Genomic DNA, 13,596 nt, shown 5'->3' with positions numbered 1-13,596 from the left:
TGAGAAGGGTATCCAACTGGGTGAACAGCGCGGTATTGAAAAAGGGCGCAATGAAGGCAAACTCGAAGTTGCCCGCACCATGCTGGCCAACGGCCTCGATCGCGATTCGGTGATGAAAATGACCGGACTGACCGCTGACGACCTGGCGCAAATTCGCCACTAATCCTTTGCGTCGAGGGGCAGGGCAGCCATTGACTGATAAAACCGCATCCTTTCCCCCGGAAAACACCACCAGGGTGCTTAGCCATCTGGCGTTTTGCGCCCTGACGGCGCTGGGGCTGGCGCGCCAGTACGGTATCGCCGGCACGCCCTATGCCGAAAACCTGTTCCTGATCCGCTGGCTGGCCACCGCTCAAAAGCAAAAACGCTTCCCCAGGAGCGTGGCGATTGACATCCGGTGGTTACTCGACCGCGGCCGTAAGCACGGCCCGGCCGGCAAACTGCGCCAGCATCTTGAGTACCTCTGGCGTTCCTGCAGCGGCAACCTGGCCGCTCAGTCCGACCAGTTCCGACTCACCTACGCCTCCGAAACCCTGAAAGACCAGGGCTGGGACAATTATCTGCTGGACGCGAAAGAGTGGAAGTCCGGCGTCGTGCCGACACCGTCACAGCATAACGGGTTCTATGTCGAAAAAACGGCGCTGAATGCCGCTTTTGTCCAGGACGGTCGCCATCTGCATTCCGTCACGTTTCGGGTGGTCGGTGACGCCGACCGGTTTATGCATGTGATGGCCGAGTACGGACTGTGTACGCGCCGGCAGGGCAGCACGTCAGCCTGCCACACCATCGCGCTTGAACCGGCGTAACACCACGACCGACACGGTTCACATATTCCGCCAACGGCGCCGCGCCACTCACAACCAGGACGTTATCCACAAATTTGGGGGATAACCTGTGCGCATCGTCGGTAAAAATATTCGCCTCAAAATGAGGGGCTTGTGCCCGCCGCACGGTTGACCTCACCATAATCCCTTGCCATTACCCGTCGGCTTTACATTTAACTGTTTATACACACAGTTAAATTTTAATGACACGTTCCGTTTCCGACCAGTGGAGAACATAAAATGAGCCCCCCCCGAAACCACCGCCGGCGGCAACGCCCTCAAGTTCTACGCTTCGGTGCGCCTCAACATGCACGGCGCAGTTCAGGCTGTTGTTTGGTGCCGGTATTTTTTGCGAGGGGAGGTGCTGGATCTGGCCGTCGACGCCAAATATATCCTCAAGACCGGCAACTGTCCTTCAGCACTGATGTTTATCATCCAATTCCATCAGTCGGCTGTTCATCTGGTCGGGATGTTCCCGGCATACCTCGCCCCTGACCGGTGCCAGCTGCAGCATCAGATAGATGCAGGGCAACACTATCGTCCTCACTGTCCGGCGCACCAATCAGCCAGACCGGGTAGGGGGCATACCTGACGTCGATCACGAGACGGGCGCCCAAGGACACCATATCAGCCTCAGACACACACTCCAGGGCAAAAACCAGCCGAGCAGTTATTCGCCCGCAGCGGGAGCAGGGGAACATAGTGTTTTCGAGGAGCGTCGTGCCGGGAATGGGGGCCGGAGATGAGAGGGGATGTCTGGCACCATCAGGCTGCCTGGCGGCATGCTCAATCAGCGCATAGGCCATCTGTTGAGCAACCAGAGCGACAATATCCCTGTTCAGCTCCACAGGAGCTTTAACATACGGGCGCAGCTGTGTATCGTCGGATAGGGTTTCAGCGACAACCACACCACCCACCTCATCATCACCATAATAAATGACGTACGCGTTTCCCCGCCTCCTAACCTGAACGTTCGGAGGCAATCGCAATTTTTGCTGTATTGGCGATGGCGCCATCCTGCCTCCCTACATTAACGGGGTAAATCAGAGCCATCAGTTGGACGACAAACAGCGTCAGACATGATCCGCTCCTGCATGGTGGCCACATAACACTGATACAGCTTCCCTGGTAACGGGCGTTAAAAAAATAGCTGTTAGGTTCAGGGGTACGATCAGACTGTTCAAGCGTGACCCGCTCCTGGGTCCCCCCCCAGCGCAAAAGCGGCCTTTTCCCGCAGGATCTGTTCATCAATCTGACCTGCAGCCTGAGAAATTCCGCTGATGGAAAGCGACAGCGCGCTCAGAATAAGCAGTGACTTTTTCATGTTAACCTTTCCTTTTGATTAATAAGGGTTGTCTGTCATCCCTTCACATCGATACAGTATCGGGAAAGTGTTCGTTCAGGCAACAATGCTAAGCCCGCCCCTGAAGAATGTCATAATTTTTGCCAGAACCTCCCGGACTTCAGCTTTATCACAGGCCATGAGTACATCCATTGAAAGCACCTCCAGTCGGGGCTCACCCAGCTGGCCAGCAGAGCGGCATTGGGTGCCAGCGTCCTCCTCCCTTTTTTGAAGGTTTGTGATTATCTGGCGCAATGCCGTCGTCTATCTGCTGCGGGACAACTACGCGCAAATCAACCCCGGCACCCTGCCGGGCCTCGGCCATATTCGTAACGAGGAGCGGTGGCATCGCTACCTGCAGGCGCAATACCGCCGCAACTGGAAGGTGCACTTTGCCAAAAAGGCCCGCGGCGCCTGGCGCAGCGTAAAATACCTGGGCCGGTACCTGAAGCGCCCGCCGGTGGCCGCTTCTCAGCTGCGCCACTACCGCGGCGGTGCCGTGGTGCATCAGTATTACGATCACCGCACGCAGCAGCACAAACGCCAGAAAATCAGCCAGGAGGAGATGCTGCAGCGTTACGTCAGCCATATCCCGGCGCGGCATTTTAAAATGGTGCGGTATTACGGTTTTTTGGCCAACCGCAAGCGGGGCACGCTACTGCCGAAGGTCTACGACGCGCTGGCGATGACGGTACGGAAAAAACCAAAACGTCCCGGGTTTGCGGTGCTGATGAAAGGCTTCCTGGGCACCGACCCGTACCAGTGCATCCTGTGTAAAGGTCGGTTGCGTTTTGCCGGCGCAGTGACAGGTGAACACGCCACCAAACTGCTCTCTGACCGGCTGCAGCGGATGGCGAAAAAACGATGGCTTCAGGCACCGGCTCTGGATAAGTGCGCCTGAAAAATGAGTTTTTGATTAAAAACACGGCAAAATAGGTATTTTCGCACGTGAATCATCGCCATGCGGCACCATCAGCGGATATAGATCGCAACCGTTCATGGTCAGTCGCTCTCAAAAGATACGAACCAATCTCCTAACCATCAAGGTTTTTCATGCTCTCCGATAAACGCAGTGCCATCCGGCAGACTCCGCGCAGATTGCCGGATGGTGGCGTAAACTCCTTATCCGACCTACCGTTCATTACATGGCCCCGCGTCCGGAAAATCCTCCCTGAAATAGTGCATCTCGCCCCTTTCTGGCTCATCAAAATATCCTTGCTTAATACAAGTGATTGATTCACCGATGTTTGAACTCATGGCATTGCCTTTGCATTAGTTTTGTTAACAGGGTGACTATTCGAGAGGCAGTCGATGATGGCAACACAGACAACGACGTTAAAAAGAACACTGGGCAGCTTCCGCTTGTGGGGCATTGCCGTAGGGTTGGTCATCTCCGGTGAGTATTTCGGTTGGAGCTATGGCTGGGCGCAGGCGGGAACCATGGGGTTCTTGATTGTTGCGGTGGCGATTGCCGCCATGTACTGCGCCTTTATTTTTAGTTTTACCGAGCTGACTACCGCGATTCCTCATGCCGGGGGGCCTTTTGCCTACGCATACCGCGCCTTTGGGCCAACCGGAGGCTTTATTGCCGGGTTCGCCACGCTGATTGAATTTGTCTTTGCCCCGCCCGCGATTGCGATGGCGATTGGCGCGTACCTGAACGTGCAATTCCCGGCGATTGACCCGAAATGGATCGCCTGCGGCGCCTATCTGATCTTTATGACGCTGAATATTCTGGGCGTTGGCATCGCCGCCACCTTTGAGCTTATCGTTACGCTGTTAGCGATTTTCGAGCTGCTGGTGTTTATGGGCGTCGTGGCGCCGGGCTTCTCCTGGGATCACTTCACCGCCAACGGCTGGGCGGGATCAAATAGCTTTAGCGAGCTGGCGTTGCCGGGGATGTTTGCAGCAATACCGTTTGCTATCTGGTTCTTCCTGGCAATTGAAGGGGCGTCAATGGCGGCGGAAGAGGCAAAAAACCCGCAGCGCACAATTCCTCTGGCGCTTGGCGGTGGAATTTTGACGCTAACGGTACTGGCGATTGGGGTGATGGTTTTTGCCGGTGGCGTGGGCGATTGGCGCGCGCTGTCCAATATTAATGACCCGTTGCCTCAGGCGATGAAGGTGGTGGTCGGCAACAGCAGCGGCTGGCTGCATATGCTGGTCTGGCTCGGGCTGTTTGGCCTGGTGGCCTCCTTCCATGGGATTATTATGGGCTATTCGCGGCAGATCTATTCACTGGCGCGGGCCGGTTATCTCCCGGCGGGTCTGGCGAAGCTCAATAGCCGTACCCGCACGCCTATTTGGGCTATCCTGGCCGGTGGTGTGGTAGGGGTTACGGCCATTTTCTCGGATTCGCTGATTACCATTAGCGGGATGCCGCTAACAGCCTGTATTGTGACGATGTCGGTCTTTGGCGCTATCGTCATGTATATCACTTCGCTTGCTGCGCTGTTCAAACTGCGCCGCAGCGAACCGAATCTTGAGCGACCGTTTAAAGCGCCGTTGTTCCCGTATGCGCCCGCTTTTGCGCTCGCGATGGCGGTGCTGTGCCTGGTGGCAATGGTTTATTACAACACGCTGTTGGCGCTGATTTTTGCCGTGATGATGCTGGCGGGCTATGCATGGTTCCGCATGACCGCCTCGTCGCGTGAACGTGCGGCAATTGACCCGCAGCTTCGGACAATCGCCTGAGGAGAAACAATGTATAAAACGACTCTGGCGCACCGTAGTTACCGGTTCGACAGTCTCAGGACGTTAATGGCGAAAGCATCTCCGGCACGGTCCGGGGATTCTCTGGCCGGTGTCGCCGCCGAATCTGCAGAGGAACGGATGGCGGCTAAAATGGCACTGGCCGACGTGCCGTTGCGCGACATTCTTGAAAATCCGCTCATCCCCTACGAACAGGATGAAGTGACCCGACTGATTATCGATACTCACGACAGTCTTACCTTTCAGCGAATTAGCCACTTAACCGTGGGCGACTTTCGCGATTGGCTGCTGGATGACACGACCGATAGCCAGACGCTAAGCCAGGTGGCGAAGGCTATCACGCCGGAAATGGCGGCGGCGGTGAGTAAGCTGATGCGTAACCAGGACCTGATCCTGGCGGCAAGCAAATGCCAGGTAGTCACGCAGTTTCGTAATACTATCGGCCTGCCCGGTCGGCTCAGCGTTCGCTTACAGCCGAATCACCCTACGGATGATATTAAAGGGATTGCCGCCAGTATGCTGGATGGGTTGCTGTACGGCGCGGGCGATGCGGTGGTGGGCATTAACCCCGCCAGCGACAGCCTGCCGATACTGGAACGCCTGAACTACATGATGGACGATGTGATTTCTCGCTTTGAGATCCCCACCCAATCCTGCGTGTTGACGCATGTAACCAACACGCTGCAGCTGATTGAACGCGGCGCGCCGGTGGATCTGGTATTTCAATCAGTCGCCGGGACGGAAGCGGCAAATAGCGGCTTTGGTATCAACCTGGCGCTGCTGCAGGAGGCCAGCGATGCGGCGCTGAGCTTGCAGCGCGGCACGCTCGGAAATAACGTGATGTATTTTGAAACCGGACAGGGCAGTTGCCTCTCCTCCAACGCGCACCACGGCGTTGATCAACAGACCTGCGAGACCCGCGCTTATGCGGTGGCGCGTCACTTCAACCCGCTGCTGGTCAACACGGTGGTCGGGTTTATTGGCCCGGAGTATCTGTATGACGGCAAACAGATTATTCGCGCCGGCCTGGAAGATCACTTCTGCGGTAAGCTGATGGGCCTGCCGCTGGGCTGCGACGTTTGCTACACCAACCATGCCGAAGCGGATCAGGATGATATGGACACCCTGCTGACGCTGCTGTGTAACGCCGGCCTGACCTTTTTAATCGGCGTGCCGGGCGCGGATGACATCATGCTCAACTACCAGAGTACCTCATTCCACGATGCGCTGTATGCCCGCCGCCTGCTGGAGTTAAAGCATTCGCCTGAATTTGCCGACTGGCTGACCCGCATGCAAATCATCGATACCCACGGGCAGTTGCGTTTGGCGGCAGCCAGCCACCCGCTGCTGGCCGCTTTTCCGCAGGAGATATCGTCATGAGTACCGATACCTGGACGTTACTGAGAGAGTTCACTGACGCGCGTATCGCGCTGGGCCGCAGTGGAGCGAGCCTGCCGACCCGGGAAGTACTTAATTTTGGTCTGGCCCATGCTCAGGCACGCGATGCGGCGCATCAGCCGTTTCACAGTGAAAAACTGGAAGAGCCGCTAGCGGAACTGGGCCTGATAACCCTCACGGTGAAGAGCGCGGCGCCGGATAGACATCGCTATCTGAATCGTCCTGATTGGGGGCGGCAATTAAGCGATGAGAGTCGAGAGATGCTACATTCCAGGCATTTTGATTCGTACGATCTGCTGCTGGTGATTGGCGATGGGCTCTCTTCACACGCCGTCCATCGTCAGGCAGTGGCGCTGATTCGGGAACTGCTTCCTTACCTCAACACCCTGGGCTTAACGGTGGCGCCGGTGGTGCTTGCGCACCAGTCCCGGGTCGCGCTGGGCGATGATATCGGCGAGATCATGGGCTGCAAGGCTATTGCCATGCTGATTGGTGAGCGTCCAGGTCTTTCCTCGCCGGATAGCTTAGGGGTTTATCTGACCTGGAAGCCGGAACGTCAGCGCCTGGAGTCGGAGCGCAACTGTATTTCTAATATCCGCCCGGAAGGTCTTGAGCATGCGGCTGCGGCATTCAAGCTGGCATGGCTGCTTGAGCAGGCATTTTTGCGCCGTCTGACGGGCGTACAGCTTAAGGATGAGAGTGATAATCCAGCGTTGCACCAGCGGGTCAAACCGCGGCTAGGCCACTAATTCCCCGATGAGTGCTGGCAAAATGGGTTTTCGCTCACAGAAAAGTGCAATAACGTGAGCTATTTCTTTGAAATCCTGCCCGGTTCCAATCCATATTATAAACTTGAGCAGTGGAAGCGCTACCTGCAGGCGCAATATCGGCGCCACTGGAAGATCCACTTTGCCAAAAAGACCCGCGGTGCCTGGCGCAGCGTCAAATACCTCGCCGCTACCTGAAACGCCCACCGGTGGCGGCATCGCAGCTCCGTCATTACCGTGGCGGCTCGGTCGTTCATCAGTACTACGGCCACAACACGCAGCGGCACAAACGCCAGAAACTAACTCAAGAAGAGATGCTGTGGCGCTACGTCAACCATATCCGGCACGACATTTTAAAATGGTGCGCTACTATGGCTTCCTGGCCAACCGCAAACGTGGCTCGTTGCTGCCGAAAATCTACGAAGCATTGGAGATGACGCCACGCGAAAAACCGCAGAAGCCAGGGTTCGCTGTGCTGATGAAAGTGTTACTGGGTACCGTTCCGTATCACTGCATTCTCAGCAAAGGTCGGTTGCACTTTGCCGGCACCATGGCGGGCGAGCACGCTACAAAAATGCTGTCAGACAGGCTGCATAAGATGGCAAAAAAAACGATGGCTTCAGGCACCGGCTCTGGATAAGTGCGCCTGAAAAACGGATTTTAGATGAAAAACACAGCAAAACTGGCATTTTTCTGCATTACCCTGCGACAATCCTCACTATATGGGGAGATCCTTCGCCTGAATTCATGGTTAGGAAACTCAAAAAGAGCTGATTGAGTTTCCTAACCATGAACGTAGCGCCCCTACGGTGCGAACACGGCAGGGGCGCTACATTCGGTGACCGCCTGAACGGTCACTTCTGAGAAAAGGTATTTACCCAGAATAGGGGACAGGATCTAGTTAGTAATTTCTAGGGTAGCTGGTCCCTCGATCACATCATACCCGTCATTTGCGATGAGCCATATTTTATAGGTCCCGACCGCCAAATTAGAAGTATCCAGTTTAGCTAGCCCTGAAACATGCGGCGCGTACGTAGACACTTTGTACTTATTATACTCGTCACTACTTGGTTTTTCTGCGTCATTAGAGAGTATGGTGATCCAGTTATGTGGATCCACAGCACTCACATTACCGACTGAATAATCTACAAATGCTTTCTGTCCATGTTTGACTGATGTGTCAGTCAAATGTTTAAAACATTCGACACCAGTTGACCTGCCCCCCGTTGATTAACACACCCCGATGTTAGTAATGTCTTCATAAGCCACATGAGGACGCCCCCATGAAGAAGCGTTTTTCCGACGAACAGATCATCAGTATTCTCCGCGAAGCGGAAGCCGGAGTTTCTGCCCGTGAGCTCTGCCGTAAGCACGCCATTTCCGATGCCACTTTCTACACCTGGCGCAAGAAGTTTGGTGGCATGGAAGTTCCTGAGGTGAAGCGACTTAAGTCGCTTGAAGAGGAGAACGCCCGACTCAAGAAGCTGCTTGCCGAAGCCATGCTGGATAAGGAGGTGCTTCAAGTGGCTCTTGGGCGAAAGTACTGACGACAGACCAGAAGCGGGAAGCCGTGGTGTTGATGTGTGATGCGACCGGTCTGTCGCAACGTCGTGCCTGCAGGATTACAGGTTTGTCCCTGTCGACCTGCCGTTATGACGCTCAGCGTCCGTCTGCTGATGCACATTTATCAGGGCGTATCACTGAGCTGGCGCTTGAACGCAGACGTTTTGGTTATCGACGGATCTGGCAGCTACTGCGTCGGGAGGGCTTTCACGTCAATCACAAGCGGGTATACCGCATTTACCACCTTAATGGATTGAGCGTAAAGCGCAGACGACGCCGCAAAGGGCTGGCGACCGAACGGTTTCCGCTTCTGCGTCCGGATACGCCGAACCTGACCTGGTCGATGGATTTCGTTATGGACGCACTGGCTAACGGTCGGAGGATCAAGTGCCTGACCTGTGTGGATGATTTCACGAAGGAGTGTCTGACGATCACCATTGCTTTCGGTATTTCAGGCGTTCAGGTTACGCGTATTCTGGACAGCATCGCTCTGTTTCGAGGCTATCCGGCGACAATAAGAACCGATCAGGGCCCGGAATTTACCTGCCGTGCGCTCGATCAATGGGCCTTTGAGCATGGTGTGGAACTACGGCTTATCCAGCCGGGCAAGCCGACACAGAACGGATTTATTGAGAGTTTTAACGGACGATTTAGAGATGAATGCCTGAACGAGCACTGGTTCAGCGATATTGCTTATGCCAGGGAAACGATTAATAACTGGCGGCAGGATTATAACGAGTGCCGTCCACATTCATCGCTGGATTACCAGACACCAGCTGAATTTGCAGCGGACTGGCGAAACAGGAAATATGAAGAAAAACCAACCGACATTACTAACTGAAGGTTGTATCTAATCCAGGGGGCAGGTCAATTCATACATTCATACATTCATACATTCATACATTCATACATTCATACATTCATACATTCATACATTCATACATTCATACATTCATACATTCATAATGCGTATGAAATAAAAGGTAAGTAAAGAAAAATTATATGAATTAGTTAAGCCAGTCACGGCCTGGTTGCCGCAGCCGTGGCAGCAGGTCAGCAACCCGGCGATTTCCAGAGACAGTGGTAATAGGGTATATCGCCATGCAACGCAGTGCGGATACGCAGGGTAAGAGTGCACACACAGTGGTCATCGTCGTCATACAGAGTGAGCTACGTAAAATCTGATACTTTTGCAGCTGGACCAGGACGCATTTTTTCTTTACATGCAATCAATCACTATTCCAGTGTTTCATATTCAAATTATTCAACACCATCAACCAGGTTTCCCCAAAACAATCACTATTTATTCAGCGCTTACCTTTAAGCATCGCCACCGCGTCCGCTTCCGGCATCTGGAACTGCACCCGGTGGCGTGCTGCCACATCCAGCGCAAACACTTTCGTATACACCTCCGTCGAGCTGATCGACTTATGCCCCATCAGGGCCTGCAGCACCTTGAGCGGAATGCCGGCATACAGCATGTGCATTGCGTAGCTGTGACGGAAGGTGTGCGGGGTGACAGCTACCGAGAACATCACGCCGTCGCGCGCCGCGGCGTCCACCGCCTCGGTCAGCCAGCTACGCACCGTCCGATCGGTGATCGTCCACAGCCGCGCCTTTTCCATCCGGCCGGTGCGCGCATTGCGACGTTCAAGCGGAATTTTCAGCGTGGCCACCATCGTCTGCAGCTGCGCGACGTACTGTGGATCGGACAACGGCACCACACGCGGCGGCGTGCTGGCCGCCGGCAACCGGCCGGCGCTGCGGGTCGCCTTTTCCGTGCGCTGTTTGAGGGTGGCCAGCTGCACAAAAGGGTAGGGCGGCACCAGCGAGAAGTTTTCGCGCGTCAGCGCCAGAGCCTCGTTGATTCGGGCGCCGCTGTTCCACAGGGTGGCCAGCAGCATTTTGCGATGCAAGTCCGGCACGTAGTGGAGCAGTGCGCTGATCTCCGGTGCCAGCAGGTATTTGGGCAGTTCGTCATGGACGAGGGCCATCTGTCGCAGTGCCAGCGCGGCGTGGTAGTCGATGGCCACCGGCAGCTGTGCAGCAGCCGGCGCAAAAACCTCGACCGGTGTCGGAACCATCGGCTTATTCATCATGGCTGACGTCATGTGCTGAAGGGTTTTCCTTGATTCGAGCCTGCGCCACCTCATTTAAAACAGATATCCATCCGCCGGCAAACCACTCGCCCGGATCTTCACCATTCAATACCTGCTGCAGCCAGCGGGACGGTGAGCGACGCCTGGCATCACGAAACCAGACAGGATGGTGCTGCCCCATGACGGACCAGAAATCAAAGTCGGCCTCTGGCGGCTCAAACATATACGCATTCATCACCAGATCCTGGCAGTGTGTGTTCAGGAACAGCAAAAAACGTTTGAGATTGCCGTAGCCGCCGCTGCCCATACCGGCCCCAAGGTAAAAAGCCTCCGTGACCAAGCCAGTAGTGATCGTACCGAGCTTTTCATTCTGACGCAGGATCAGCAGAGTGCCGTCATGACGCCCACCCGTAATGCGGATCAGCTCAAAGATATACCGGTCATCGTCCGGCAGGAAAAACTCCTGCCAGTTTACACCGGTGTGGGTACCGAGTTTTACCAGTGGAAACATCAGTCCATCACCGGTTGTCAGCCACGCCGCACTGGTGCCGAACTGTCTTTCTATCCGTTCTGCCAGATCCCGGGTTAACTCACCGGCGCCATCGATACTGTCCATGATCAGTCCCGGAGACACGTTTAACTGGTGTGCTATCCGCACCCAGTCTGCGATGAGTGTCTGCCCATCATGCCCCGATCCCGGGAAAAATCCGTCAGAGGACAGGCGATCAAACAGTGCCAGCAGACGCCCACCGCATTCCTTCTGCCACCGTTGCCGGTTGGTCAAGGTTTCCACGGGCGTAGTCACGGCAGGATACTGCCTGGCCATCGCGAGGCGGATCTCCCCTTCGAGTGAACGTTCATTTTTCATGGCTGACTGCTCAATGCGTGCAAACAGCGCATCGTCAACATTTCTAGCTTGGATCTTCGCCATGACTTCTTCCTTATGCAAAACGTTTTCAGAGTCGGTAAATGGTCATGTTAGTGAACATAAATTCTAATTTACCGCTTGAAGATTAACTGTATACGTCATGATTCATTTTGTACACAACAAAGGAAAGAAACATATGATAAGCCGTAAAACAGTCACGCAGTTAAATTACCGGATGGCCGTTTCGTTGTGATCCGATTTTTTGCTTATATACGACTTTCCGGAAGTGTACCATGGCGGGAAACTAATCACATCGCGGTTTTCGGCCGAAAACCGCCGTTAACGATCAGCCCGGCAAAACACAACATCTAGACAAAATCCCAGCTTAACAGGTGGCACATATTGTGTTGGCCGGGGCGGCGGGGGAGGGTGACGATCTAATGATCCGAGACTGGTCTTTTTCGGATCTGCGACGCAAAAACGCCGACCGCCGCACGGAGCTTCACTAGCAGTCCGCCAGGGCTGTTAGCAACTTATCACTTCTGCTATCTCAGAAAAATGAAGCTAGCTGTATTAGGTATAGCATTCTAATTCCCAATACTGCTTTATAAAATTTTGCTATCATCACAATACATTCCTATGACAGCAGGACACCGCCATGCTAAGCCAGATGAACCTCCGCTTTCCGAAATCCCTGATCGCCGCCCTGAAAAACCGGGCCGCCGCCGAAGCGGTGCCGGTCAACACCCTGGCCGAACGTCTGCTGCAGCAAACGCTGGCCACCTCAGTCGCTGACGACGAATACCGCGCGCTCTGCGCGGCGCCGTACACCACCCTGGGCCAGCTGTACCGCAAGATCGTGCGCGCGGAAACCGTCGACGGCCAGGCGCTGAGCCGCGCCGAACTGCGCTGGCTGTTCAGCCAGGCGCAGATCGCTTACCGCGATGGCCGCGGGCCGGTCAACCGGGCGCCACTGTCCGCGCTGCTGCTGATCACCGATGCGCTGCTGGAGACGGCGGTAGGCGGCGGGCTCGATGTCGATCCCCACTATTACCGGCGCACCTTCGGCCTGCGCGGCGAGGACTGGCTGCAGGCGCTGCGTGACCGCTTTACGGCCACACGCACCCCGCCGGCCGGCAGCGCCGAGTTCTTCGCCCGGCCGCTGGCCAGCGGCGTGCTGAACCTCGATGACTTCAGCGACGAGGCGCTGGCCCGCGCCTGCACCCCGGTGCGGCTACGGGCGATCTTCCCGCTGGCGGTCGCCGCGCAGCGCGCCGACGATCAGGCGCTGGCCGAGTACCTGGCGCTGACCGCGCCCTTCGTGGAGCGCCAGCAGCTGATCGCCACCGCCGGCGAGCTCTGCGCCACGGTGGAGATCGTCGCCGGGCAGGGCGCGTATCCGGGCGCCGACGACGGCCTGCCGCCGTTCCTGTCCCTGCATATCGGCGGCGCGGTCTTCCAGTCGACCTTCGGCTGGCCGGTGTTCGCCGAGCTGCGCCGCCTGCTGCGCGCGCGTCAGCACGGCGATCGCACCCGCAGCTATCAGGGGCGGCATGTCTCGCTGCATGTGCCGGAGAGCGGCACCATCGGTCTGGTGCTGCCGAATTTGCGGCTGCTGCTCGCGCCGGACACCTTCACCGCACTCGAGGCCGAGCTGCTGACGCAGCTGGAGCACCCGGCGGCCGCCGCGGCGCTGGCCGAGCTCGCTGCGTTGTACGGGGATCTGTGAAACCATGAAATTTTCGCGGCGGGAAAATGCGCTGGACTCGGTGGAAACCGGATTGCAACATTTCTATCGGGCAGGGCGCGGGAACAACAACCGCGATCACAAGCGCTGCCTGCTATTCACGCTTGTCAGAGAAAACGTTGGACAGACTCGAGAAACGTTTTGATCTGATAAAAAAAGAATGAATGTGCGTAGTTAAGTGCATATTCTCTCGTTTAATGAAGTACCTATAGCCCGCACCGGCGGGCTGTTTATCTTCTTTTCATGTATGAAGAGCCGGCAACGCAGCAGTAGACG

Annotated in this window: 11 protein-coding genes and 3 pseudogenes; 10 read left to right on the top strand and 4 right to left on the bottom strand. The window is 55.8% G+C overall.

Translation table 11 applies throughout. The features are described from left to right. The 3 genes and pseudogenes from ACP39K_RS24045 to ACP39K_RS24035 all read left to right on the top strand — a co-directional run. Positions 1 to 163: Rpn family recombination-promoting nuclease/putative transposase (locus tag ACP39K_RS24045; RefSeq protein WP_497008968.1), on the top strand; the 163-nt coding region annotated here is incomplete at its 5' end. Positions 164 to 191: 28 nt separating this feature from the next. Next, complete coding sequence (locus ACP39K_RS24040) at positions 192 to 806, top strand: DUF2913 family protein (protein ID WP_497008965.1); 615 nt, start codon at positions 192 to 194, stop codon at positions 804 to 806. Between the two features lie 268 nt (positions 807 to 1,074). Next, a pseudogene (locus tag ACP39K_RS24035) lies at positions 1,075 to 1,149 on the top strand (hypothetical protein); the annotation flags it as partial. Positions 1,150 to 1,255: 106 nt separating this feature from the next. Here ACP39K_RS24035 and ACP39K_RS24030 read toward each other — a convergent pair. Together ACP39K_RS24030 and ACP39K_RS24025 are read right to left on the bottom strand one after the other, a co-directional pair. Beyond that, complete coding sequence (locus tag ACP39K_RS24030; RefSeq protein WP_497008964.1) at positions 1,256 to 1,840, bottom strand: hypothetical protein; 585 nt, start codon at positions 1,838 to 1,840, stop codon at positions 1,256 to 1,258. A gap of 164 nt (positions 1,841 to 2,004) precedes the next feature. Next, complete coding sequence (locus ACP39K_RS24025; RefSeq protein ID WP_497008963.1) at positions 2,005 to 2,148, bottom strand: hypothetical protein; 144 nt, start codon at positions 2,146 to 2,148, stop codon at positions 2,005 to 2,007. Between the two features lie 262 nt (positions 2,149 to 2,410). Here ACP39K_RS24025 and ACP39K_RS24020 point away from each other — a divergent pair. From ACP39K_RS24020 to ACP39K_RS23995, 6 genes and pseudogenes are all read left to right on the top strand, one after another. Further along, positions 2,411 to 3,067: pseudogene (locus ACP39K_RS24020) on the top strand (IS91 family transposase); the annotation flags it as partial. 413 nt (positions 3,068 to 3,480) lie between these two features. Next, complete coding sequence (gene eat / locus ACP39K_RS24015) at positions 3,481 to 4,860, top strand: ethanolamine permease (protein WP_497008967.1); 1,380 nt, start codon at positions 3,481 to 3,483, stop codon at positions 4,858 to 4,860. Between the two features lie 9 nt (positions 4,861 to 4,869). Beyond that, positions 4,870 to 6,258 carry an ethanolamine ammonia-lyase subunit EutB gene (locus ACP39K_RS24010; protein WP_497008962.1) on the top strand — a complete coding sequence of 463 codons (1,389 nt, stop codon included), beginning with the start codon at positions 4,870 to 4,872 and terminating at the stop codon, positions 6,256 to 6,258. Then, a complete protein-coding gene (eutC, locus tag ACP39K_RS24005) occupies positions 6,255 to 7,025 on the top strand; it encodes an ethanolamine ammonia-lyase subunit EutC (RefSeq protein WP_497008961.1) in 771 nt (256 codons plus the stop codon). Before ACP39K_RS24010 ends, eutC begins: the two co-directional genes overlap by 4 nt. Before the next feature lie 105 nt (positions 7,026 to 7,130). After that, positions 7,131 to 7,693, top strand: a pseudogene (locus ACP39K_RS24000) (transposase); the annotation flags it as partial. A 633-nt stretch (positions 7,694 to 8,326) separates the two neighbouring features. Further along, positions 8,327 to 9,447, top strand: a protein-coding gene (locus ACP39K_RS23995) for an IS3 family transposase (protein ID WP_497008960.1) whose coding sequence is annotated in 2 segments (ribosomal slippage) — positions 8,327 to 8,585 and positions 8,585 to 9,447 — 1,122 coding nt in all. Because the reading frame shifts where the segments join, the coding sequence is not laid out codon by codon here. A gap of 466 nt (positions 9,448 to 9,913) precedes the next feature. Here ACP39K_RS23995 and ACP39K_RS23990 read toward each other — a convergent pair. Beyond that, positions 9,914 to 10,690 (bottom strand): site-specific integrase, encoded by a 777-nt coding sequence (locus tag ACP39K_RS23990; protein WP_497008966.1) that lies wholly within the window; start codon positions 10,688 to 10,690, stop codon positions 9,914 to 9,916. Between the two features lie 4 nt (positions 10,691 to 10,694). Beyond that, positions 10,695 to 11,636, bottom strand: a complete 942-nt coding sequence (locus tag ACP39K_RS23985; RefSeq protein WP_497008959.1) for a hypothetical protein — start codon at positions 11,634 to 11,636, stop codon at positions 10,695 to 10,697. Positions 11,637 to 12,231: 595 nt separating this feature from the next. On the opposite strand from ACP39K_RS23985, the gene ACP39K_RS23980 reads away from it, so the two are divergent. Next, positions 12,232 to 13,302: a hypothetical protein gene (locus ACP39K_RS23980; protein ID WP_147840676.1), complete on the top strand. Its 1,071-nt coding sequence runs from the start codon at positions 12,232 to 12,234 to the stop codon at positions 13,300 to 13,302. Positions 13,303 to 13,596 lie beyond the last annotated feature (294 nt).

Source organism: Serratia sp. EC4, assembly GCF_059652115.1.
This window is presented reverse-complemented; position numbering and strand designations above follow the sequence as displayed.